21 protein-coding genes are annotated in these 25,464 nt (G+C 30.9%); 14 read left to right on the forward strand and 7 right to left on the reverse strand.

Going from position 1 to position 25,464, the window contains the following annotated elements; genetic code table 11:
• The first annotated feature begins 61 nt into the window (after window positions 1-61).
• On the forward strand, window positions 62-1,342 hold the full coding sequence (locus L2Z92_RS09885) for a hypothetical protein (protein ID WP_236458726.1): 1,281 nt from the start codon (window positions 62-64) through the stop codon (window positions 1,340-1,342).
• A 97-nt stretch (window positions 1,343-1,439) separates the two neighbouring features.
• Window positions 1,440-3,416, forward strand: coding sequence for a DNA primase (gene dnaG / locus L2Z92_RS09890; RefSeq protein WP_236458728.1), 1,977 nt, complete (start codon window positions 1,440-1,442; stop codon window positions 3,414-3,416).
• Here the strand turns inward: dnaG and L2Z92_RS09895 are convergent.
• Both L2Z92_RS09895 and nadE read right to left on the reverse strand, forming a co-directional pair.
• Complete coding sequence (locus L2Z92_RS09895) at window positions 3,413-4,042, reverse strand: response regulator transcription factor (RefSeq protein ID WP_236458730.1); 630 nt, start codon at window positions 4,040-4,042, stop codon at window positions 3,413-3,415. The two genes, dnaG and L2Z92_RS09895, sit on opposite strands and share 4 nt — an antisense overlap.
• A gap of 98 nt (window positions 4,043-4,140) precedes the next feature.
• Entirely contained in the window at window positions 4,141-4,947 is an 807-nt protein-coding gene (gene nadE, locus L2Z92_RS09900) for an NAD(+) synthase (RefSeq protein ID WP_236458731.1), read from the reverse strand.
• Between the two features lie 104 nt (window positions 4,948-5,051).
• Between nadE and gldB the strand changes: the two genes are divergently transcribed.
• Window positions 5,052-6,017, forward strand: a complete 966-nt coding sequence (gldB, locus tag L2Z92_RS09905) for a gliding motility lipoprotein GldB (protein ID WP_236458733.1) — start codon at window positions 5,052-5,054, stop codon at window positions 6,015-6,017.
• Window positions 6,007-6,342: a gliding motility protein GldC gene (gene gldC / locus L2Z92_RS09910; RefSeq protein WP_236458735.1), complete on the forward strand. Its 336-nt coding sequence runs from the start codon at window positions 6,007-6,009 to the stop codon at window positions 6,340-6,342. The genes gldB and gldC overlap by 11 nt, the downstream gene beginning before the upstream one ends.
• A gap of 150 nt (window positions 6,343-6,492) precedes the next feature.
• Here gldC and L2Z92_RS09915 read toward each other — a convergent pair whose 3' ends face one another.
• Genes L2Z92_RS09915 through L2Z92_RS09925 form a run of 3 tightly spaced genes read right to left on the reverse strand, consistent with a single transcriptional unit; the run spans window position 6,493 to window position 12,161 of the window.
• Complete coding sequence (locus L2Z92_RS09915) at window positions 6,493-8,448, reverse strand: OmpA family protein (protein WP_236458737.1); 1,956 nt, start codon at window positions 8,446-8,448, stop codon at window positions 6,493-6,495.
• An 11-nt stretch (window positions 8,449-8,459) separates the two neighbouring features.
• Window positions 8,460-9,398 (reverse strand): PorP/SprF family type IX secretion system membrane protein, encoded by a 939-nt coding sequence (locus tag L2Z92_RS09920; RefSeq protein ID WP_236458739.1) that lies wholly within the window; start codon window positions 9,396-9,398, stop codon window positions 8,460-8,462.
• 6 nt (window positions 9,399-9,404) lie between these two features.
• Window positions 9,405-12,161, reverse strand: a complete 2,757-nt coding sequence (locus L2Z92_RS09925; RefSeq protein WP_236458741.1) for a gliding motility-associated C-terminal domain-containing protein — start codon at window positions 12,159-12,161, stop codon at window positions 9,405-9,407.
• Between the two features lie 216 nt (window positions 12,162-12,377).
• On the opposite strand from L2Z92_RS09925, the gene L2Z92_RS09930 reads away from it, so the two are divergent.
• The 10 genes from L2Z92_RS09930 to L2Z92_RS09975 all read left to right on the forward strand — a co-directional run bounded on the left by L2Z92_RS09930 (window position 12,378) and on the right by L2Z92_RS09975 (window position 23,821).
• Entirely contained in the window at window positions 12,378-14,567 is a 2,190-nt protein-coding gene (locus L2Z92_RS09930) for a glutamine synthetase III family protein (RefSeq protein ID WP_236458742.1), read from the forward strand.
• Between the two features lie 8 nt (window positions 14,568-14,575).
• Window positions 14,576-15,028, forward strand: coding sequence for a GNAT family N-acetyltransferase (locus tag L2Z92_RS09935; protein WP_236458745.1), 453 nt, complete (start codon window positions 14,576-14,578; stop codon window positions 15,026-15,028).
• Window positions 15,029-15,116: 88 nt separating this feature from the next.
• Window positions 15,117-15,935, forward strand: a complete 819-nt coding sequence (locus tag L2Z92_RS09940) for an OmpA family protein (RefSeq protein ID WP_236458747.1) — start codon at window positions 15,117-15,119, stop codon at window positions 15,933-15,935.
• A gap of 2 nt (window positions 15,936-15,937) precedes the next feature.
• On the forward strand, window positions 15,938-16,381 hold the full coding sequence (locus L2Z92_RS09945) for a hypothetical protein (protein ID WP_236458749.1): 444 nt from the start codon (window positions 15,938-15,940) through the stop codon (window positions 16,379-16,381).
• A gap of 101 nt (window positions 16,382-16,482) precedes the next feature.
• Window positions 16,483-17,661, forward strand: a complete 1,179-nt coding sequence (locus L2Z92_RS09950; RefSeq protein WP_236458751.1) for an AIR synthase related protein — start codon at window positions 16,483-16,485, stop codon at window positions 17,659-17,661.
• A gap of 108 nt (window positions 17,662-17,769) precedes the next feature.
• Window positions 17,770-19,302, forward strand: a complete 1,533-nt coding sequence (gene guaA, locus L2Z92_RS09955) for a glutamine-hydrolyzing GMP synthase (RefSeq protein WP_236458753.1) — start codon at window positions 17,770-17,772, stop codon at window positions 19,300-19,302.
• 96 nt (window positions 19,303-19,398) lie between these two features.
• Entirely contained in the window at window positions 19,399-21,102 is a 1,704-nt protein-coding gene (locus L2Z92_RS09960) for a LysM peptidoglycan-binding domain-containing protein (protein WP_236458755.1), read from the forward strand.
• Window positions 21,103-21,169: 67 nt separating this feature from the next.
• Window positions 21,170-23,107, forward strand: a complete 1,938-nt coding sequence (locus tag L2Z92_RS09965; protein ID WP_236458757.1) for a LysM peptidoglycan-binding domain-containing protein — start codon at window positions 21,170-21,172, stop codon at window positions 23,105-23,107.
• A 1-nt stretch (window position 23,108) separates the two neighbouring features.
• Window positions 23,109-23,510 carry an OsmC family protein gene (locus tag L2Z92_RS09970; protein WP_236458759.1) on the forward strand — a complete coding sequence of 134 codons (402 nt, stop codon included), beginning with the start codon at window positions 23,109-23,111 and terminating at the stop codon, window positions 23,508-23,510.
• Between the two features lie 83 nt (window positions 23,511-23,593).
• Complete coding sequence (locus L2Z92_RS09975; protein WP_236458761.1) at window positions 23,594-23,821, forward strand: DUF3820 family protein; 228 nt, start codon at window positions 23,594-23,596, stop codon at window positions 23,819-23,821.
• A 47-nt stretch (window positions 23,822-23,868) separates the two neighbouring features.
• Here L2Z92_RS09975 and yihA read toward each other — a convergent pair whose 3' ends face one another.
• Window positions 23,869-24,492: a ribosome biogenesis GTP-binding protein YihA/YsxC gene (gene yihA / locus L2Z92_RS09980; RefSeq protein ID WP_236458763.1), complete on the reverse strand. Its 624-nt coding sequence runs from the start codon at window positions 24,490-24,492 to the stop codon at window positions 23,869-23,871.
• 36 nt (window positions 24,493-24,528) lie between these two features.
• Entirely contained in the window at window positions 24,529-25,284 is a 756-nt protein-coding gene (locus L2Z92_RS09985) for an alpha/beta fold hydrolase (protein ID WP_236458765.1), read from the reverse strand.
• Window positions 25,285-25,464: the final 180 nt, after the last annotated feature.

A 25,464-nucleotide genomic window follows, 5' to 3' on the forward strand; every position in this document is an offset into this window, starting at 1 on the left:
AAGATTCACATAAAGGAAGAGTAGTAGATTTGAAATGTAAAAAACAAACAATCTATTCCTCATGAAAAAACGAATTTTATTACTGAGTATAATTTTAAATAGTCTCGTTGGACAATCTCAAACAGATTTAGGAATTCAAAGCACTGAAAATTGGTTAGAAAGTTGGACAAATTTCGATCCAAAGAAACAAGAGTATAAAGAAACTAACAAAACACTTACAGGTATAATAACAGAAAACACCACTTTGTCGAATAGATATACTTATTTACTTCATGGAGTGGTTTATGTAGCAAATAATGCTGTTTTAACGATAGAACCAGGAACAGTAATTAGAGGAGATTATAAAACATGTGGAACATTAGTAGTTACCAAAGGAGCAAAAATAATGGCAAATGGTTCACCTGGTTTTCCTATTATTTTTACAACAAATAGAGATACCTATACTAGAAGTCCTGGAGATTGGGGTGGTTTGGTTCTAATGGGAAATGCACCTGTTAATAATTATGGAGGTGTTGGAGTACTCAAATTTGATTTTGACCCAAAGTATAATGTGTTTGGAGGTGATAATTTAGAAAGCGATTCTGGAATGTTAAATTATGTAAGAATTGAATATTCAGGAAGAAAATTAAGTGAGAAAAAAGAATTAAATGGACTTTCTTGTGCAGGAGTAGGGAATAAAACAATATTAAGGAATATACAAGTGAGTTATTGTAACGATGATTCTTTTGAGTTTTATGGAGGTAATGTGGTTTTAGAAAAATTGGTTTCCTATAGAGCGACAGATGATGATTTCGATTTCACGTTAGGAGTTCAATCTGTATTTAAGAATAGCATTGCAATTAGAAATCCTTTTTCTTCAGATTATCAAGGTTCTAGAGCAATGGAAATCGGTTCTTATGATGATATTGAAAAATTCGATTTTGCAAGAAATAAAACGAATGTTAAAACATCAAATATAACATTAGTTAATGTAGAAGATAGTTCTCAAGGATTAGTTAAAGAAGCAATCTTTTTAGATGAAAACAGCTATCTTTCAATGAATAATAGTGTAGTTTATGGGTTTAGCGATTTTTTAATTGTAAAAAATCAATTAGTAACCGAAGAGTTTGAAGAAATAGTAAAACTTAAAAATGTTGTAATTAATCATTGTAAAAACAATTTTGGAACTCAAAAAGAAGGAATAATGGCAGATGTAGAGAATAGATACAACTTAATGAAATATAATGTGCAAGTTGGCGATTCAAAAATTGAAGATGTTTTTCTTAATCCACAGTTAGATAGTAATCCAGATTTTAGATTTATGAAAATTGAGAAAAGCAAAGAAAATGTTGTTTCTAAATAGTAAATAAAATCATTAAATAGTAGAAGACATCTTGAAAATAAGGTGTCTTTTTTTGAACAACTTTGTATCTTTGGAGCAATTCCAAAATAAAAAATAATTGATATCACAAGCTACTATAGAAAACGTATTTGAAACCGCTCGAGTAGAAGAGGTTATTGGAGACTTTGTACAGTTAAAGCGTTCAGGTAGTAATCTGAAAGGATTAAGTCCATTCGTAGATGAAAAATCACCTTCTTTCATGGTTTCTCCTGTAAAGCAAATATGGAAAGACTTTTCATCTGGGAAAGGTGGTAATGTTGTTACATTTTTAATGGAACACGAGCATTTTACCTATCCAGAGGCTATAAAACACTTAGCAAAGAAGTATAATATAGAAGTTGAAGAAACGGTACAAACCAATGAAGATTTAGCAGTTGCTAATGAAAAAGAAAGTATGTATTTAGTTTCGGAGTTTGCAAATAAATTCATGCACCACAATTTACTAAATGAAGAAGAGGGAAAAGCAATCGGACTTACATATTTTAAGGAAAGAGGGTTTACATCGGAAACAATAAAGAAATTTAGTTTAGGTTATTCTCCAAATTCTTGGGATGCACTTACAAAAGAAGCTTTAGGAAAAGGCTATAAATTAGAATATTTAGAAAAAACAGGACTAACAATTGTAAAAGAAGACAAGCAGTTCGATAGGTTTAAAGGACGTGTAATGTTTCCGATACAAAGTATGAGTGGTCGCGTACTTGGTTTTGGCGGAAGAATTTTAACCAATGATAAAAAAGCGGCTAAATATGTAAACTCTCCTGAGAGTGATATCTACCATAAAAGTAAAGTTTTGTATGGAATTTATCATGCAAAACAATCAATAGCAAAGTTAGATAATTGTTTTTTAGTTGAAGGATATACAGATGTAATTCAGTTCAATCAAGCTGGAATTGAAAATGTAGTTGCGTCTTCTGGAACTGCATTAACCCCAGATCAAATTCGACTAGTTAATAGGTTAACAAAAAATATAACAGTACTTTTCGATGGTGATGCTGCGGGATTAAGAGCTTCAATTCGAGGAATCGATCTTATTCTAGAAGCAGGAATGAATGTAAAGGTTTGTGCGTTTCCAAATGGGGAAGATCCAGATAGTTTTGCAAAAAAAACGCCTCATGATCAGTTGGTTTTGTTTTTAGAAGAAAATGCAAAAGATTTTATTCAGTTTAAAGCTTCATTGTTAATGAATGATGCTAAAAATGACCCTATAAAAAAAGCTGATTTAATTAGGGATATGGTTATTAGTATTTCTAAAATTCCAGATAGAATAAAGCAAGAAGTCTATTTACAAGAATGTTCAAGAATAATGGATATTTCGGAAGATGTTTTGTTTAACACTTTAGCACAGTTAGGTAAAAAAGAACTGAATGAAGCGGGTAAAAAACTAAAAGAAGAGCAAAAAGCATTTCAAGTTCATAAAAACGATGAGGCAGAAACGAATAGTAAATTAAATATTCAAGACGAACTAGAGCAGAAGGTAATAGAGATTTTATTGTTGTATGGAAATGCGATAGAGGAATTCGAAGATATAATGATTAAGGCAAACGAAGAGGGGGATCTTGTTGAGGTAAAAGAAGTGAATCCTTATAAAGTCTATCAACGTATTTATTTAAGTCTTCAAGAAGATGAAATTGAACTTGCAAATCCTGTTTTTAAATCAATTTACACCAATTTAATAAATTATTACCATCAAAATGAGACTTTTGAGGTAGAAAAGTATATTATGCAACTGGATGTAACTATTGCGCAAAAAGTCAGCTCAATTCTGATGAATGAGGATAGAGAAAATTTACATAATTGGGAATCCCAACAAATACTTGTAAAACCAAAGAATGCTACAATAGCTCAATATACAACCGAAACCATACTTTCGTTAAGATGGTATTGGGTTAATAAAATTATAGAAGAATTAAAAGTTGAAATGCTAGCGCAAAACAAGCCTGATAATTCAGAGGCATTATCTATGGTAATGGATTATTTAGGATTAACAAATGTGTTTTCTAAAAAACTTGGACGAGTAATGAGTCGATATTCTTAAATGATGTCGAGACTTTTCGCTTTTGTTAACAAGTCAACTAAGTTAGTAACGTTAAGTTTCGCTAATAAACGAAGCTTATAGGTACTAATTGTTTTCTCGTCTAAAGTCAAAATTTCAGCAATCTCTTTGTTCTTTTTACCATCATTCAAGTAGCGAAGTACTTCTATTTCTCTGCTTGAAAGTTTTTTGTACAAACGATCTGTTTTCTTGCCTTTATTAAGAAGGTCAATATTTCTTTTTACAGCTTCACTAAAAATTACAATTCCTTGATTCACTTTTAGAATAGCCATTTCTAACTCTTTCAAAGGATTTGTTTTTAGTAAATAAGCAGAAACACCAGCTTTAATGGCTGTTGGAGCATACATCTTTTCAGAAACTGCAGTAAAAAGTATAATTTTAGTGTCAGGATTTTCTTTTATTATAGATTTAATATCTCTAATGCTAGAAATTCCATTAAGTTCAATATCTAAGACTAAAATGTTAACAGCTTTCGATTGTAATGAGTTCGAAAGCTCTTCGAAGTTAGTTGCAGACGCTACTACTTCAACAGTTGAATTTGTTGAAAAAAAAGATTTAATACCTTGTATCACAACTGGATGGTTATCGGCAATGCAAATTTTTATCATAATTGTAACGGGTTAAATTAGACAATAAATTAAATTTATAATCAAAGTTAAGGAAAAAAATGTAATTACTTGTTAATTAACTAAACTATATAAAATAATTATTTAAATTTTTTAGGAATAACGCAAACTGGTATAGGGTTCATTTTGTGTTGGTTTATGGTGTTTAGTCGTGTGTATATATTGAAAACATCGGCTTTTCTTCCAGAAAAATCTTCAATCTTTTTTTCGTTTTCCGTTTGAATCATTGCCCATTCTAGTTCGTCGTAGTTGGCACCAATTTGATCTTCATCACTTCTGTTATCACCAAAAAGACCATCAGTTGGTTTTGCTTTTAAAATACTTTCAGGAACTTGTAAATAACTAGATAACAAACGTACTTCACTTTTCATTAAATCTGCAATCGGACTTAAATCGACACCACCATCTCCATATTTAGTAAAAAAACCAACACCAAAATCTTCTACTTTGTTTCCAGTTCCAACAACTAAATAGCCATTAATACCAGCGAAATAATAAAGCGTAGTCATTCTGAGTCTTGCGCGTGTATTTGCTAAGGAAAGGTTGAATAATGCTTTGTTTTCAGAGGAAGGTGTTTGCTTTGTAAATGCTTCAAAAACAGGAGTTAAATCTGCTCTTTCATTGCTAACATTAGAAAAGCGTTTTTTTAATTGGTCAATATGTTCGTTCGCTCTGTTTACATGACTTTCAGCTTGATGAATTGGCATTTCAACACAAAGTGTTGGTAAACCAGTTTGTGCACATAATGTAGAGGTTAGTGCGCTATCGATTCCTCCTGAAATCCCTACTACAAAACCTTTTACTTTAGCATTAGTAGCGTAGTCGAGTAACCATTTTACTATATGTTTATTAATTTTTTCGGAATTGAATGTAGTTGAATTTGTCATTTTTTTAAGAAAATTTAGTAACGTATACTGTATATTTGCGTTTTATTTTTTAGGAGGCTATAACTCCTTTAAATTTTGTATAAAATTAAAAAAAATACCTAAACATGAAGAAGCTTTTTGTTTTTTTCCTATTTGTTTTATTTTTTTCTTGTAAGAATGAAGATAAAGTTGAAGCTGAAATCAAGCAAATACCTGTAACGTTTAACTTGGAACGTTTTGATCAACTATTTTTTGAGACTAAACCTGAAGACTTGGGTAAACTAAAAGGAGAATATCCTTTTTTATTTCCTAAAGAAGAAACAGATTCTGTATGGATTGAGTTCATGACAGATTCGCTGTTTAAAGAGGTGAGTCATGAAATTTCAATAAAATATAGAGACACAAAGAAGTTAGAAGGAGGTTTAACAGATTTGTTTAAGCATGTGCAATTTTATTTTCCAGAATATAAAACACCTAAGGTAATTACTTTAGTAAATAAAGTAGACATAACTTCTAGTGCAATATATGCTCCAGAAGTTGTACTAATAGCGTTAGATTGTTATTTAGGAAAAGACCACCGTTATTATACTCCATTTGATGCTTTTCAAAGAATTAGATTAGAAGAAAATCAAATTTTACCAGATTTAGTATCTAGTTTTTCCGATGGTAAAATAGCTACTCCTAAAAACCGTAACTTATTGTCTTTAATGATCTATGAGGGGAAGGAATTGTATTTAAAAGATAAATTACTAAGTACAACTTCAGATGCGGCAAAGATTGCCTACACGGAAGAACAATTAGCATGGTGTAAGGAAAATGAATACCAAATATGGAGTTATTTCATTAGTAATAATTTGTTGTACGAATCAAATGTGAAGAATGAGTATCGATTTATGAACGAAGCACCATTTTCTAAATTTTATCAGGATATAGATGCGGAGTCACCTGGAAGAGTTGGACAATGGATTGGATGGCAAATTGTTCGTAGTTATATGGAGAATAATAATGTCACTTTAAACGAATTGTTAGCAGAAGATGCTAAAGTAATTTTTGAAAAATCAAAATATAAACCAAATAGTAATGGCAACTAAAACATCAGAAATAAAATTCTTAGTAGAATTAGACGAAAATAGAATACCGGAAAAATTAACATGGACAGCGCAAGACGGTGGTGTTGATGAAGAAGAAGCAAAAGCAATGATGGTTTCTTTGTGGGATGCTAAAGCACAAGAAACATTGCGAATCGATTTATGGACAAAAGATATGCCTGTAGATGAAATGAAATTGTTTTTTCATCAAACATTAGTAGCAATGTCTGATACTTTTAAACGTGCAACAGACGATGAGAAGATGGCTGCTACAATGAAAGATTTTTGCGATTATTTTGCAGAGAAATTAGAATTAAAAAAACAATAAAGATTTTATGTTGTGAATATTGATTCATAATTAGTACTAAAAAAAGAGAAGTGTAAAAACTTCTCTTTTTTGTTTTAACTAATAAATTCTTAGATGTTCTTGAGAAACAGGAACAAAAAAAGACCTCAAAAGTATGAGGTCTTAAATGTTTTATTCGGGTTTCACAATAATGACAAATTCACTTCGTCTATTGATTTGATGTTCATCGTCTGAACATTTGTGATCTGTACAGTCTACTTTTGGTTTTGTTTCTCCAAAACCTTTAGCTGTAATTCTAGTTGATTCAATTCCTTTATCAACTAGATAGTTCATTGTAGAAGTAGCTCTTTCTTGAGAAAGCTTGTTGTTATATTCTATGGTTCCTCTTTCATCAGTATGAGAACCAATTTCTATATTAATAAGGGGATAACGATTTAATTTATCAATTAATTTGTCTAAATGTACTTGTGCATCTATTCGAATATTTGATTTGTCAAAATCAAATAAAATCTCTGGTAAATCAAACATTAAAACACCATTATCGGTTATTACTCTAGGATCTCCTTGTTCTGCGATTAATTCTTCTAAGAATGTTTTTGGAATTTTTTTAATCTTAATAATTTGCTCTGTTTCGGCGATTCCGTTATCTAGAATTGTAAATGTTTTTTCTGCAGGAATATATTCAGGGTAATAAGCGCTTAATTTATAGGTTCCTGGTTTTAAAACGAAAAGGAATTCTCCATTTGTAGTAATGGTTGTTTCGTTTATTTTGTTTCCTTTTTCATCAAATAAGAAAACCGAAGCACCTGTAACAATATAATCGGTTGCGTCATCTAAAACTGTTCCATGAACATAATATTTAAAATCGTCTAATGGTACAGTTTGTGAAAAACTATAAATGTCATCATCTCCTTTTCCGTCTGCTCTATTTGAAGCGAAAAAGCCACTTTTGGTTGTCTCATCATAAATTAATGAGAAATCATCAGAATTAGTATTTATAGGAAGACCTAAATTTAATGGCTTGGAATATGTTTCATTGGTGATTTTTGTCATAAAAACATCTAATAGTCCAAAACCAGGATGTCCATCAGAAGAAAAGAATAATTTGTCCTCGTCGCTAATAAATGGAAATTGTTCTCTGTTTTTTGTGTTTATTTCTTCACCAAGATTTATTGGTTTTCCGAAATTACCGTTAGAGTCAATGGAAACATAAAAAATATCGAAAGAACCTAATGATCCAGGTCTGTCGGAAGAAAAGTATAAACGATTATTTTCTTTATTTAATGAAGGATGCATTGTTGAAAAGTCATTTCCGTTAAAAGGTAATGAAGTAATGTTTTTCCAAACACCATCAATTAAATCGGCAGAGTAAATGCTTAATTGTGTAATTTTATTTTCGTCTTTTTCCCGTTTCCCGTTATTACTGTTGTTTCTTGTAAAATATATTTTTTTTCCATCACTTGTAAAAGTAACATTTGCTTCATGAAGCTTGGAATTTAACTCTTTTGAAAAAGGATTAGATAAACTGTCAAGACTATTTTTATTTATAGTGGCAACAAATAAGTCAAGGTAGGCTTGATCGTTCCATTTGTATTTTTTTGAAAATAAACCTCTGTTCTTTTTTGGAGAAGAATATACTAATTGATTTTTATAGAAACTCGGTCCAAAATCTGACTTTGAAGTATTAATTGCTTCGTTTTTTATTTCAAATTTATTACCTTGTTTTTTTATGCTTTCTAATTTATCAAGATTTGCTTTGTAAATAACTTCGGGAATGTCTTTTTCGTATATTTTCATCCATTTGTTAGACTCTTCAATCTTTCCAATTGCTTTTAGAGATTGTGCATAGCGAAAAATATAGTGATCTTCTATAGAATCCTTTTCTTTGGAAATGATTTTCTTATATAAATCGGATGCGTTTTTAAAATCGGAAATAAAATAATAAGAATCGGCTCCTTTTTTTAAAATTTTAGAATCAGAATTCCCACCTGATATTAATGTAGTATAAAGTTGTGCAGATTTTTCAAATGATGCTTTTGAGAAGTACTTGTCTGCTTTTTTGATTTGGCTTTCTTGAGCAAAAACGCTTATTGTTGCTAAGAGGTATATATAAAATATTTTTTTCATAGGAATTTCTTTTAGAAGAATCTAGGTGATTTATCGTATCCTTTATTGTTTAAAGTGTCAATGTTAAATAATAAAATTATTTCGTGCGAACCAGAATTAAATCTACCTAAATTATTAATCGTATGATCATATGCGTACCCAATTCTCAATTGAGGTGTAATCTTGTAATTAACTAAGCCACTAAATGAATCATCAATACGGTGAGCAACACCAATTTCGAATTGGTCATAAAACATGAAATTAGCTGTTATATCTGCAGATAAAGGAGCGTTTTGTACTAATTTTGTAATAAATGCAGGTTTGAACTTAATATTATCAGTAAGGTTGAATATATAACCACCTGTAAAAAAATAATGTAATTCATCGGTACCAATTGCGCTAATACCATTTGCTTCTTTAAGTTGCTTGTTTGGTAAAAAGTTTGGCACAGATAAGCCTAGGTAGTATTTGTCTGTAAAATAAAAAAGACCAGCACCTAAATTTAGAAAGGTTTCATTTAGATTTTGAAAAGCATTATCAGTTCCAATTGAGTCGTCGTTCAACTGAAAACCATTGAAGTTAGTATTAAAGAAATTAACACCAGCTTTTAATCCTATAGATAATTTTGCTTTTTTACTCAATGTAACTTTATAGCCTAAATCTGCGGAAAGTGTAGTTTCGTTTAAAACACCTTCGCCTAATTCGTCTTTAATAACGTTTAACCCAGATTCTATTTTTTCGGATAAAGGGAAATGTGCAAATAGTGATGCTGTTGAAGGTGCTCCAACGGCTCCAACCCATTGCGATCTGTAAATTCCTCCGAGATTGATAACTCCTAAGTCATCTGTCGCGTATCCAGGGTTCACAATACTCATGTTGTACATGTATTGAGTGAATTGTGGGTCTTGTTGTGCAAAAGTAAAATGATTTGCTAACAACAAAAATGCGTATATGTATATTATTTTTTTCATCTTCAATTATCTGCTTAAATACAATCTTCCTTGTGTTGGTTTTTTTCCTTGAGAGTCGTTATAATGTAATATGTAGAAATAAACACCAGTTGGTAATATCTCGTTTCCTATCATGGTAGATTTATTAGATTTACCATTAAAGTTAGGTGTATTTATGTTTCCAGTATAAACTACATTTCCATAGCGATTATAAATTTCTAATGAAAAATTAGGGAATAAAACATCAATATTTTTGATATAGAATGTGTCGTTTAATCCATCGTCATTAGGAGAGAACCCATCTGGAATGAATAAATTAGGACAATTTGTTAAGTCTGCTGTAACTTCCAATCTGTTTATTCCTTCACAACCACTTGAAGAGGTTAATGATGCATAATAAGTAGTTCCGTTTGTAATAGGGTCTGTTGAATCGTAAGCATTTCCTCCAGTAGGAGCATCATACCAAGTAATAGTTCCTGATGAAGTTATGTTTGCTGTTAAGCTAGCAATTGTAGGGTTTTCTATATCTTGAATGCAAAAAATATTTCCATTAGGAGAAAGTACAGGTGTGCCAGGATCGGTAATATTAAAACTGATTGGGTTGGCAGATAGATTGTTGTTTCCGCATAATGTAGTGTTGTTTATTATGTTTTGAATTATAATAGTAGTCGTTCCTCCATTTATCAATAACGTTGAAGGGATTGTAAAACTACCATTTCCTGAAGTAAATATTACCACTTCTGTGTTTGCGGTACTACTGTTGGCTCCAGATAGATCGTAAATAATTGTATAATTTCCATTTTGAAGGTTTGTTGCGTTTTGAATTGTAATTACTTCGGCATCTGAAATACAAATATCATCAGCAGAAATAATTGCGCCTGTCGTATCGGGTAATGGGTTTATTTCAAAAACATCTCCTATGTTTAAAGTGTTATTACTTGAACACTCACTAATGGAATTTGTTAGAATTGTAATTATTAAAGACGATGTCCCAGGTACTAAAATTCCAGAGGGTAGTGTGAATGTTGCATTTCCACCAGTGAAATTAACGTTGTTTTCGACTTGATTTGGTGCATTTATTGCTCCCCAAATAGTATATGTCAAATTGTATAAGCCGTCAACAAGACTATTTGCTCCAGTAATAGATACAATCACATCGCTTCCGAAGCAAACATCGTCAATTGTAACTACCATATTTGCTCCGTTTGGTAACGGTAATACTTCAAAAGTGTCTGTTAGATTGGCAATTGTGGAGCAGCCTGAATCTTCATTTTCAATATTTGTAATTGTAATTGTATAGTTTCCAATAATAGATGTTAATGTATCTAATATCGAAAAAATTCCATTACCATTAGTAATAATAAGACTTATTGTTTCTGTTGTTGTTATTCCGTTCGGATCAGTAATTGTGTAAGTGATTATGTATCTATCGTCAGATAATAAGATGTTAGAATTATTAATGTTACTTATTATTGCTTGTCCAGTTTGTCCTAAACAAAAGTCTTCAACAGTAAGATTGGTATTGCTAATGTCTGGATTTTTGAGAATGTCAAAAGTAGTATTTAGATTAGTTATTGGTCGAGTACAGTTTGTAACTGAACTCGTATTGGTTATGCTATTTATATTTAAAGTGGTTGTTCCAACAGTATTTACAAAAGTAGAGTTAATAACGAAATTTCCTGAACCTGAACTAAAAGTTACATTGATTGTTTCTGTTCCAGTATTTGCACCTGTAAGATTGTAAGTTATGTTATAAGTGCCATCTGGAATTGGATTTGCTCCTTGAGTAATTGTAGCAGTTAGTGTAGTGGTGCTTAAATTATCAAAACAGATTGGACTTGGTAGAATGGTAATGGTTGATCCATTTATATCTAGAACAGGTTCAATTATGATTGCAATATTTGAAGAAGCAGGAGTACATATAGGATGGGTTGGATTTACATTATAAGTAAATGTGTATGTTCCAGGTCCAAAGTTTGTGAATATGTTTTGTATATTTATAAATGAATCTCCAGTACCAGATATTTCGCCTGTAGGAAAATTATCAGTCCAAAATCCGCCTCCATCTTCTCCAGTTAATTGATTGAATAAATCTACGTTTGTTAAACCTGAGAAATCATCGGTTTCACAATATGTTAAATTCGTTGGCGTCCCAGATTCAGGTAATGGATGTACAGTTAGTGAAACATTTGCTACTCTCGAAGGACAAGTTCCTACTGCTGGAACAGTATAAAAAAGATTATATGTTCCAATTCCTGCAAGTTGTGCGTTAAAGAAATTTCCAGTTATAGCGCCTGCTGGTCCTCCAGACCATACTCCATTAAAATGAGGATTAGGGCTGCTTCCAAGAAAACTAAATAATGGAACGGAAGTATTGTTGTCGCAAGCTACTGCACTTGGATTGTTAACGCCAGGAAAACCACCAAGTGTCACTGTAATAATAGAGGTGTTGTCAGTGCAACCAGGAACTCCATTAATAGTGTATTGAAAGTTGTAGACTCCACCTTGTGTAGTTTGAAAAGTAGTTAATATACCTGTTACTGGATTGAAACCATTAGCGCTATTTATATTTTGCCAAGTTCCGCCAGATGTTGCTGTTCCTAATAGGTTGAATAAATCAACCACTCCATTAGAATTGCCGATACCTTGATTGTATGTTTCTTTATTACAAATGGTAATGGAATTGTCGCTTCCAGCGCATTGTGATTGAGCATTGGATTTAAAGAGTAGTATACCTAATATAAGTATAAGAAATCTTGTTTTTTGATTTGTCGTATAATTCATAACAAATTAATATATGTAATTTCATGCAAAGTAACGCAATATTTATAAATTACTAACAATTTCAAGTTTAAAATGTTGATAACTTAGTACTGGGTGTGGTTTTTTAATATTTAATTTCATAACCCTATTTTTTTAGGGGTGTTTTTTGAATTAATAATAAAATTAGATATATTTGCAATGTAAACATGAGGGTATAACTTTTAAAAACACAATTTTATGTCAACTTTTCGCTTTAGTGCACTGAAAGAAACGGCTGGTAGAAAGCCAGTTTTTGTTGAAAAATTAGAAAAAAAATCAATTATTTTTGGTAGCAATGTTTTTAATGATAAAGCAATGCGTCAGTTTTTAACGCCAGATGCGTATAAAGCAGTTCAGAATGCAATACAACTTGGAACAAAAATAGACCGTAATGTTGCGGAATATGTTGCAATGGGAATGAAAGAATGGGCGTTAAATAAAGGTGTCACTCATTATACACACTGGTTTCAACCATTAACTGGAACAACTGCGGAAAAGCACGATGCTTTTTTTGAAACATCTATGGATGGTAGTGACCCAGTTGAAAAATTTGGAGGAACTCAATTGGTACAACAAGAACCAGATGCTTCTTCATTTCCAAATGGAGGAATTAGAAATACTTTTGAAGCAAGAGGTTATACGGCTTGGGATCCAACATCTCCTGCGTTTATTTATGGAACTACTTTATGTATTCCAACTATTTTTGTGTCGTATACAGGAGAGGCTTTAGATAACAAAACACCTTTGTTAAGAGCGCTTCAAGCAATAGATCATGCAGCAACAGAAGTTGCTAAGTATTTTGATAAAAATGTTAAAAAAATTACACCAACTCTTGGTTGGGAACAAGAATATTTCTTAGTTGATAGAGCTTTGGCTAATGCTAGACCTGACTTGTTAGCTACGGGAAGAACCTTATTAGGGCATACTGCAGCAAAAGGACAGCAATTGGATGATCATTATTTTGGGTCAATTCCTTCTCGTGCGTTAAATTATATGCGTGATTTAGAAAACGAATGTATGCTTTTAGGTATTCCAGTTAAAACACGTCATAATGAAGTTGCTCCAAGTCAATTTGAATTAGCTCCAATTTTTGAAGAAACTAATCTAGCTGTAGATCATAATTCCTTGTTGATGGATGTGATGCAAAAAGTTGCAGAACGCCATGATTATAAGGTTTTGTTTCATGAAAAACCTTTTAAAGGAGTAAATGGTTCTGGGAAACATAACAACTGGTCGTTAGCTACAGATACTGGGATTAATTTGCTGTCTCCAGGGAAAACTCCAATGAGTAATTTGCAGTTTTTAACTTTCTTTATCAATACTATTAAAGCAGTTCATGATTATGAAGAATTAGTGCGTGCATCTATTGCGTCGGCTAGTAATGATCATCGTTTAGGGGCAAACGAAGCGCCACCTGCAATTATATCGGTATTTATCGGGCAACAATTAACTAAAGTATTAGCTGAATTAGAAGGTGTTACTAAAGGTAAATTGTCTCCTGAGGAGAAAACAGATTTAAAATTAAATGTTGTTGGTAAATTGCCAGATGTTTTATTGGATAATACAGATAGAAACAGAACGTCTCCTTTTGCCTTTACAGGGAATAAATTCGAGTTTAGAGCAGTAGGTTCAACAGCGAATTGTGCAACATCAATGACGACTTTGAATGCAATTGTAGCAAAACAATTGAAAGACTTTAAGAAAGAAGTTGATGCATTAATTGAAACAAAGGAATTAAAGAAAGACGAAGCAATATTTAATGTTTTAAGAGAATATATTAAGCAGACTAAAAGCATTCTTTTTGAAGGAGATGGTTATAGTGAGGCATGGGAAGTGGAAGCTAAAAAACGTGGTTTGAGTAATCATAAAACAACTCCTGAAGCACTTAAAGCTAAGGTTTCTAAAAAAGCAATGGATTTGTTTGAAGAGTTAGACATCATGAATCATGTTGAAGTGGAAGCTCGTTATGAAATTGAACTAGAAGAGTATACTAAGAAAATTCAAATTGAAGGTAGAGTTTTGGGAGATATTGCTCGCAATCACGTAGTGCCAACAGCAATTCGTTATCAAAATACTTTAATAGAAAATGTTAAGGGATTAAAAGAAATTTTCGGAAATGAATTCGAGAAAATCGGAAAAGAACAAATCTCATTAATTAGAGAAATTTCTGAGCATATAGAAGGAATTAACACAAAGGTTGAAGCAATGACAGAAGAGCGTAAGAAAGCAAACACTATTGAAAGTGCTGTAGATATGGCGACTGCTTATTGTAATAATGTGAAACCATATTTTGAAGAGATTCGTTATCATGCTGATAAGTTAGAATTGCTTATTGATGACGAAATGTGGACATTAGTAAAATATAGAGAATTGTTATTCGTTAGATAATCTGTAAGATGATTAAAATTGTAAAAACGAATTCTAAGAATGTTGATTTTATAGAATTGGTACGTCAATTGGATATCTATCTCGCTGAAAAAGATGGTGAAGAGCATAGTTTTTACGATCAGTTTAATAAGATTGATTCAATAAATAATGTAATAGTATTGTATGATAATGATAGTGCTGTTGCTTGTGGAGCTATTAAAAAATATGATGATGATACCATGGAAGTGAAGCGAATGTTTACTAAACTAGAAGCAAGAGGTAAAGGTTTTGCTGGAATAATAATTGATGAATTAGAAAAATGGGCTTTCGAACTGTCTTACAATAAATGTATATTAGAAACAGGTGTAAGGCAAAAAGAAGCGATCCAGTTTTATAATAAAAGTAATTATAAAGTGATTCCTAATTACGGACAATATATAGGTGTTGAAAATAGTATTTGTTTTCAAAAAGAACTAATATAATAGGAAACCTACTCATTTTGAGTAGGTTTTTTTTTACAGCATTTTTTTATATAGTAAAAATATTGTTACTTCGTATAAAAATTTAACTATGAGAGTTGGTTTGTTGCTATTAATGTTATTTTTAATTAATGCAGTTTTTGCACAAGAGCAAATGTCTGTTTTTTTTGAAAGTAATAAGTATGAACTAAACGCAAAGGAAGAAGCGAAGTTAAAAGACTGGATTAGTAAAAATAAAGCATCTAAAATTGTAGCTATTAATGGGTATACAGATGAAGTGGGTACATCTAGTTATAATGATAGTTTGGCTCAAAAAAGAGTTGATTTTGTTTTTGACTACATTAAAGATAAAATAAATATTAGAGGAGATTTTAAATCTAGAAGTTTTGGAGAAAAATTTGCTCAAACAGGAAATGATGCAGAAAACAGAAGAACTACAGTTTTCTATATACTTGAAGAGGATCTTGAGAGAGAGAATGAAATTTTAGGTATAAAAGAAGTTTCAGATACAACAGTTGTTGATGAAAATGCTCCATTGCATGAAAAAATAAAGCATGCAAAAAAAGGCGATAAAATAATTTTAAAAAATATAAATTTTCATCAAAATACATTTGCAATTACACAAGATTCCAATGGAGCATTATATGATTTGTTGTTTGTAATGCAAAATAATCCAACATTAAGAGTTCAAATACAAGGACATATTTGCTGTGTAGATAAGGATAGAAGAAATTTGTCTTTAGAAAGAGCAAAACAAGTTAGACGGTTTTTGGTGTTTAAAGGAGTATCGCAACAAAGGGTTTTTGTTACCGGATTTGGGGTAACAAAGCCATTGCATTCAATACCTGAAGAAACAGAAGAAAAAGCTGCTGAAAATAGAAGAGTAGAGTTAGAAATTATTAGTAAATAAATATGAAGAAAATATTTTTTATTTTGTTAGTTAGTGTATTGTTTATAAACTGTACAGATAAATGTGTAGAAGATAGTAAACCAATACCAGCAACATTTTTTGTTGAAATAATTGACGAAACAACAGGAGAGAATGTTTTCGAAAATGAAACTTTTGCTGAAAACGATGTTAAAATAACAGACGTTATTGGTAATGATGTGTTGTATAATTTTATTGCAGATATCAATACAATTCAATTGTTTCCTAAGACAACAATTGTAGCAAATAATATAGAAATAAAAATCACTTTGAATAATCAAACCACAATGATTACAGAAGAGATTGTATTAAAATACAATGTAACTTCTCAAAAAGAAGAATGTTACACTTCTTATAGTTTTACGAATATTTTATTTCCAAATAATGACTCAGAATTAGTTAAAGGAGTGCTTAAAGTGAAAATTTAGGCAGTTTTCTAATGTCAAATTTCTAAGTTTTAATTTAAAAAACTATCTTTGCGCAACAACTATAAACTGAAACTTTTCAGTTTAAAACAACACTACTTTCAATGAGTTCTGAAACGAGCCAACGCTACAATCTTAGAGGAGTTTCTGCTTCTAAGGAAGATGTGCATAATGCCATCAAAAACATTGACAAAGGATTGTTCCCAAAAGCATTCTGTAAAATTATTCCTGACTATTTAACAAATGATGAAGAATATTGTATCATTATGCATGCAGATGGTGCGGGTACAAAATCATCATTAGCTTATATGTATTGGAAAGAAACTGGAGATATTTCAGTTTGGAAAGGTATTGCGCAAGATGCATTAATAATGAATATTGATGATTTATTATGTGTTGGAGCAACAGATAATATTTTGCTTTCTTCAACAATAGGTAGAAATAAAAGTGTTATTACCGCAGAAGTCTTGTCAGCGATTATTAATGGAACAGAAGAGTTAATTTCCGATTTAAAACAACATGGGGTTACAATTCATTCAACTGGTGGAGAAACTGCCGATGTTGGAGATTTAGTACGAACAATAATAGTAGATTCAACTGTTACAGCAAGAATAAAGCGTTCCGATGTAATTGATAATGCAAATATTCAAGCTGGTGATGTAATCGTAGGATTAGCTTCATTCGGTCAGGCAACTTATGAAAAGGAATATAATGGAGGAATGGGAAGTAACGGATTGACTTCTGCACGACATGATGTTTTTTCGAAATATTTAGCAGAAAAATATCCTGAAAGCTACGATAATTCAGTTCCAAATGAATTAGTATATTCAGGTCAGGCAAAATTAACCGATACAGTTGAAAATAGTCCTATAGATGCAGGTAAGTTAGTTTTATCACCAACGAGAACCTATGCACCAGTTATCAAGAAAATTTTATCGAAATACAAATCAGATAAAATACATGGAATGGTACATTGTAGTGGAGGAGCACAAACAAAAGTATTGCATTTTGTAGATAATGTACATGTCGTAAAAGATAATTTGTTTCCAGCACCACCATTATTTAAGTTGATACAAGAACAATCAAAAACAGATTGGAAAGAAATGTATCAAGTTTTTAATTGCGGACATCGTATGGAAATTTATCTACCTGCGGAAATTGCAAATGACATTATCGATATTTCTAAATCATTCAATATTGATGCTCAAATTGTAGGTAGAGTAGAAGCTTCGGAAGTAAAGAAATTAACTATTAAAAGTGAATACGGAACTTTTGAATATTAATATTCATTTCAAAGTGTTTCTTCTGAGATGCTTTTTTTGTTCAAATGATAAAATATGAAGTTAGCAATTCTGTAAATTAACATAGTACAACACAACAACAATAATAAAATGCAACATAACGTATTAATTTTAGATTTTGGTTCTCAATACACACAGTTAATTGCTCGTAGAGTGAGAGAATTAAATATTTTTTGTGAAATATTTCCATTCGATAAAATTCCTGAAGATTTGTCGTCTTATAAGGCTGTAATTTTAGGAGGAAGCCCATGTTCAGTTCGTTCTGAAGAAGCACTTCATCCAGATCTTTCTCAAATTAGAGGTAAGAAACCTTTGTTAGCAGTTTGTTATGGAGCGCAATATTTGGCACATTTTTCTGGTGGTGAAGTTGCTGCTTCAAATACTAGAGAATATGGTAGAGCAAACCTTTCTTATATTGATGATAAAGAAGTGTTTCTGGAGGATGTTAATTTAAATAGTCAAGTTTGGATGTCTCATTCAGATTCGATTAAAAAATTACCTACTAATGGAGTTAGAATTGCAAGTACTAAAGATGTTGAAAATGCTGCCTATAAAATAGAAGGTGAAACAACTTATGCAATACAATTTCATCCAGAAGTATATCATTCTACAGATGGGAAGCAAATGTTAGAAAATTTCTTAGTGAAAATTGCAGAAGTGCCACAAACATTTACACCTAATGCTGTTGTAGAAGAGATTATTGCCGATATGAAAGAGAAAATCGGTAATGATAAAGTGGTTTTAGGATTGTCAGGAGGTGTAGATTCTACTGTTGCAGCGGTTTTGTTAAACAAAGCAATTGGAGATAATTTATATTGTATTTTCGTTAATAACGGACTTTTACGTAAAAATGAATTCCAAAGTGTATTAGATCAATACAAAGGAATGGGGCTAAATGTGAAAGGTGTTGATGCTTCTAAAAAGTTTTACGATGCGCTTGCAGGTCTAGATGATCCAGAAGCAAAACGTAAGGCAATTGGTAACGCTTTTATCGAAGTTTTCGATGATGAAGCAAATCAATTAAAAGACGTGAAATTTTTAGGTCAAGGAACAATATATCCAGATGTTATTGAGTCTGTTTCAGCAACTGGCGGACCAAGTGCAACTATAAAATCACATCATAATGTTGGTGGATTGCCAGACTTTATGAAGTTAAAAGTTGTTGAGCCGTTAAGAATGTTGTTTAAAGATGAGGTTCGTAGAGTGGGAGCTAGTTTAGGAATTGATCCAGAATTATTAGGGCGTCACCCTTTTCCTGGGCCAGGATTGGCAATTCGTATTTTAGGTGATATTACACCTGAAAAAGTAGCAATTCTTCAAGAAGTGGATGCTATTTTTATTAATGGTTTGAAAGAGCATGGTCTGTACGATAAAGTATGGCAAGCAGGAGCAATTTTGTTACCTGTAAACAGTGTTGGAGTAATGGGAGATGAACGCACCTATGAAAAAGTAGTTGCATTAAGAGCTGTAGAATCTACAGATGGTATGACAGCTGATTGGGTACATTTACCGTATGAGTTTTTAATGAAAACATCAAACGAGATAATTAATAAAGTGAAAGGTGTAAATAGAGTAGTTTATGATATTAGCTCAAAACCACCAGCAACTATTGAATGGGAATAAAAAATAATATTTAGTTGAAAAAACTTTGAAAAGTCATTGCAATAAATATCTTTGTAATGACTTTTTTTTTAACACTTAAACAAATATACACTTTACATGAAATACATTTTGATTTTTTTCGCATGCTCCAATTTGCTATTTGCCCAAGAAATTAAAACTAATTCTTATACTATCAAACCAAAAGAAACATTCTATTCTATTTCAAAAAAATTCAATGTTTCAATAGAAGAAATTAAAGACGCAAATCCTAACTTAACGAGTACTTCACTAAGTATTGGTCAAGTTATTCTTATTCCTACAAAAGAAAAAAACAGCTCAGTAATCACTTCGAGTGGTAATAATCATCTTGTTCAAGCACAAGAAACATTATTTGGAATTGCTAGGAAATATAATGTTTCAGTTCAAGATTTAGAAGAATTAAATAAAGACGACTTGAGAGAAGGACTACGAACTGGACAACAAATTAAAATCCCAAATAAGAAGAAAACGTTAGATGGTAAGCCAAGAATAATAACGAATGAAACTATTTTTCATAAAGTCCTTCTAGGTGAAACGAAGTATTCAATCTCAAAAGCCTATAAAATTTCAATTGAACAGTTAGAAGTTCAAAACCCTGAGATTATTAACGGACTCGTTGAAGGCACAATATTAGCTGTAAATGCTTCGGGTGTAAATCCTAAAAATGAGCGTGAAGAACTAATGATTGCATTAGCAGAAAAACAAGCAGCAATTGAAAAAAATAAAGCTCAGAATTCTAAAATTGAAGATTTAGAAGATAAATTAATTGTGCAACAACAAATGAATCAGAAAATTCTAAAACTGAATTCGTTAAATGTTGATTTGAAAGAGATTGATGATTCTAAAGGGACATCTGTTGAGAAATTGAAATTAATTTTAGAATCAAATAAAAATATCCAAGACATATTAACGTCTAAGTTAGATTCTCTAGTGGTTAATATGTATGATGATTTGGAAAGTTTAAAAAACTCTAGAATTGACGATGTTGATACTTATAAAAAGATGTATAGGGAATCACATGCGAATAGGGTTGAAACAAGTAAGATGATTGTTCAGTTAAAAAGAGATTTAAATGAATCTCGAAAAAGTTATGTTTCCTTAATGAGTAAAGTGCAAAGAATTAATGCACAACAAGAACAAGAGTTGAAAAAACGAAAGAAAAGTGTTAAGGAAGAAGAGGCTTTTAGAGAAGCAGAACAGGAACAAATTAGAAAAATTCGCGCACTTCACGTAAATAGCGATAAAACAAATGAATCGTTATTCTTTAAAGTAGAAAGACTGGAGAAAGAGAAAGAGTATGAGATTACAAAAAGAATGGTGAAAGCTACTTTTTATAGTGCAGAAGCAAGAGAGTATGATGATAGATTAGCGAGACAAAAGCTAGTTCGTTATCAAAATAAAATTAGACAAGAACGAAAAATTATAGAACTGGTTGAAGAGCCACTTTCTTCAGATGAGTTGAGACTAAAAATTATGAATAGTAATTTTAAGAACGATAAGGCTCCCGCAATGGAAGTTATTACAAACTTAAAAGATGTTGAAGATGGTTTTTATTTAGTGTTGAAAATAACGCAAAATGTAGTCGAACGTGATGAGTTTACTAGAGCATTGTCTGATAATGAGAATTTAAAAACAAGCTTTTTCTATGATATAAATTCATTCTCATATTATGTTTATACGCAAAAATTTAAAACATTTGAAGAAACTTTATATACAGTTAAAATGAAAGAAAGCTTACCTTTGTACGATGAAATTAGAATTGTAGAATTAAAATTGGAATAGATTTTGACTAATAATTCATAATAAAAAACACTTTAGTAAGTTAATAAATAAAATAATAATTAAAATTATGAGAATCTTTAAGCTTTTGATTGTTTTTTTCTTTTTTTCGTCATGCGTGGCAAAAGCAAAACAAGACTCGTTTATAAAGCATAATGTTGAAAAAGGAGAAACTATTTATAGTGTTGCTAGAAAGTATCAAATAACTCCGTTCGATATATATAGATTAAATCCAGATGCTAAAAATGGAATTGTAGAAAACACAATTTTATTAATTCCTAGAAAATCTACTCCAATATTGAAACAAGAAGTTAAAACTATTGTTCATGAGGTTAAGGCAAAAGAAACCTTATATAGTATTGCTAAAGAGTACGAAGTAACAGTTGCGCAATTAGAGGAATGGAATGCAGAGCTTTTAAAAGACGGATTGAAAAAAGGTCAGGAAATTATTGTAAGTAAAGAAGATTTACCTTTAAATGAAAGTTATGTTGAGGTTAAAAATGTAAAGAATGTAACGGAAACTTTTTCGCATAAGGTACTTCCTCAGGAGACGATATATGGTATTGCTACTAAGTATAATATTTCGATGGATGATCTTGTTTCTCAAAATCCAGATGTAAAAGAAGGATTAAAAGAAGGTATGATTTTAACATTGAAAAAAGAAACAGTAAAAAGTAGTACAGCTATAAATGGTACAAATGTTTATGCTGTTAAATCTGGAGAAACATTATATAGTTTGTCTAAAAAGATTAATGTTTCCCAGGAAGAACTTATAAAGTCAAATCCAGACCTAGCAGACGGTTTAAAAGAAGGAATGATTTTGAAATTGCCTTCAACAGGGAAATCGCAATCAACAATAAGTTTGCCAGTGAATCCAATAAAGAAAGATTCTCTTATTGTTTTTGCACCTAAAAATTTAGTTAGTCTTGCTGATTCTATTAATGTAGAGCAACAAAGAAATTTAGTGTTATTGTTGCCATTTAATATGGAACGTATTTCGGCAGATTCAGATAAATCAACAAAACAACTTATTAAAGGTGATAATTTTTTAAATTTAACTTTAGATTTTTATTCTGGAGCATTAATGGCTATAGATTCAGCAAAAGTTCTGGGTTTACCTGTTAATATTAAAGTTTTGAATATTGAAAGCGATAGAACATCTTCAAATATTGCTAAAATTATTGAAGAAAATGACTTCTCAAAAGTAGACGCTGTTATTGGTCCATTTCAGAATTCTCATGTAGAAACTACAGCTCAGTTATTATCGAAATACAATACGCCTGTAATTTCTCCTTTGTCTAAGGAAGTTGGTATGAAGTTGCCAAACCTTTATAATGCAGTTCCTACTGAAAAGTATATGATGGATAAGCTGTTTAATTATTTTAAAGAGAAAGAAGGTAATGTTATTGCTGTTGTAAGTACAAAAAAGAAGTCAGCAAAAGAATATCTAACAGGGAATTATCCAGAAGTAAAGTATCCAGAATTTGCAGATAACGGAAGTGTAGATTTAAATAGTTTGAAAACCTTATTAGTCAAAGGAAAGAAAAATTTTGTAATTATTGAATCGCAAACTACAAATCAAATATTGAACACGACAAACTTCTTGAAAAAATTAAAAGAAGATTTTGATATTCAGTTAGTTGTGTTGAAGTTGTATGATACTTTAGAGGTTATTGATATTCCAATTTCAAACCTTACAGAGTTAAATATGATGTTTCCATCAAATAAGAAAGAAGGAGAGTCAGATGCTGATAAAATATTTGAAATGAAGTATCGTAGGCTTAACGGTATTTCACCAACAGGTGCTGCTTCAAAAGGATTTGATGTTACGTTTGATACTTTATTGCGTATCTGCCAAAAAGAAGGATATGCAAAATCTATAGAAAAGGTAAAGACAGAGTATTATGAAAACACATTCGATTATGTTAATGATAATGGAAATATAATTAATAATGGAGTGTATTTAATGTATTACGATACTGATTTGACGATTAAACAAGTAAAATAAAATGGCAACATCAAAAATAACATATTTAGGAGAATTAAGAACTTCTTCTATACATATAAACTCAAACTCTGAAATTATCTCTGATGCTCCGTTAGATAATAATGGAAAAGGAGAAGCGTTTTCGCCAACTGATACAGTGGCTAATGCGTTAGGTAGTTGTATGCTTACAATGATGGGAATTAAGGCACGTGACTTAGGTGTTGATTTTACGGGTTCAACAACGGAAATAACGAAAGTAATGGGTGTTGATCCAAGGAGAATAACAGAAATTCATGTTGTTTTTAATATGAATATAAAACCTGAAGAAAAAGTGAAGACTATTTTAGAAAATACGGCTAAGACATGTCCTGTTTTGTATAGTTTGCATCCAGATATTAAAAAAGATATTACATTTAATTGGTAATAATTTTATTAAGAAACATTAAATAGGTAATACGAAATGTTATTTTGTATTACCTATTTTTATTAAATATAATTCTTTCAGAAATGACAAATCAAGAACAGCTTGTAAAACTGGCTCATGCTAAAATGCCTTTTGGGAAATATAAAGATAAGTATTTAATAGACTTACCAGAATTTTATGTTGTTTGGTATAGTAATAAAGGATTTCCTAAAGGACAGTTAGGCGAACAATTACAATTAGTTTATGAGCTAAAATTAAATGGATTGGAAGATTTAGTTAGAAATATTAGGCGAAATTTCCCAAAAAAATAGATACTACTTTTATTAAATAAGGGCAAGAATATATTTGATATTTCTGCTTAAATAAAGTTATTATTCTCTTTAAAAACTACCTGATTAATTTCGTCAATATAAGTAAGTATTTCTTCTTTTCCTGTTTTATCTGTGGATGAAGTAATGAAATACTGAGGCATTTCTGCCCAATTATTAGCTAGTAATTTTTTAGTATAAGCTGCAACATTTTGTTGTGCTTTAACCTTTCCTATTTTATCTGCTTTAGTGAAAACAATGCAAAAAGGAACTTCAGTTTCTCCTAAATAAGTAATGAATTCTAAGTCTATTTTTTGAGCTTCTAGGCGAATGTCAATTAGTACAAATGCACAAACTAATTGTTGCCTAGTTTCAAAATAATCTGTTATAAATTTCTGAAAAACCTCTTTGGTCTTTTTAGAAACTCGTGCATATCCATAACCAGGTAAATCAACAAGATACCAGTTTAGATTAATCTTGAAATGATTTATTAATTGTGTTTTACCAGGTCTTCCAGATGTTTTAGCTAAGTTCTTGTGATTTGTTAGCATGTTAATAAGAGAAGATTTACCAACGTTAGATCTTCCTATAAAAGCATATTCTGGTAAGGGTTCATTCGGACATTTGCTAACATCGGAATTACTAATGATAAACTCAGCGTTTGTTATTTTCATCTTTTTTAAACTGAAATCCCCCTAAATGGGGAATTATTATATGTTATTTTTTGTTAACCAATGGTCTAGTATGCGGTTGAACTCTTCTGGTTGCTCCATCATTGCAGCATGGCCACATTTGTCAATCCAAAATAATTCGGAATTCGGAAGTAGCTTGTCAAATTCTTCTGCAACTTCTGGAGGAGTAACTTTGTCATTTTTTCCCCAAATAATACAAGTTGGAGTGTTCATGTTTGGTAAATCATTAGCCATATTGTGGCGTATTGCACTTTTTGCAATGGTTAATGTTTTTAAAAGCTTAATTCTATCATTAACTGTAGCGAAAACTTCATCAACAATCTCTTTAGTAGCTACTTTAGGATCATAAAAAACATCTTCACTTTTCTTTTTAATGTATTCGTAGTCACCTCGTTTTGGGTAACTTTCTCCCATTCCGCTTTCATATAAACCAGAACTTCCAGTAATAATCAATCCTTTCATTAATTCAGGATACATTTTCGCATGATATAGCGCAATATGTCCTCCAAGTGAATTCCCAAGTAAAATTACTTTTTCAAATCCTTTATATAAAATAAATTCCTTGACAAATTTTGAAAAGGCTTTAACGTTTGTTTTTAATATATTTTGAGTATATAATGGTAGCTCAGGAATAACAACTTTATAACCTTTTGTTGGAAAAAAATTAGCTACAGCATCGAAATTGCTTAAGCCCCCCATTAAGCCATGTAGTACGATTATTGGGGTTCCTTCTCCAGATTCAAAATAGGTATATTTCTTTTCTTTCTTTAGCATAAAATGAGCTTCAAATTTATTTCTGAAATTTTCACAAATATAACATTTTATACACGAATAAAAAGGAATTAAAAAACTATTTGTAAAACATGTTTTTGAAGGAAAAAACATTTTAAAATGTTGGTTTTCAGTGTTTTTGTATTAAAATGGGATTGGTTTCTTGTATTTTTTTTAAAGTTC

Source organism: Flavobacterium jumunjinense (assembly GCF_021650975.2).
GTDB classification, from domain to species: domain Bacteria; phylum Bacteroidota; class Bacteroidia; order Flavobacteriales; family Flavobacteriaceae; genus Flavobacterium; species Flavobacterium jumunjinense.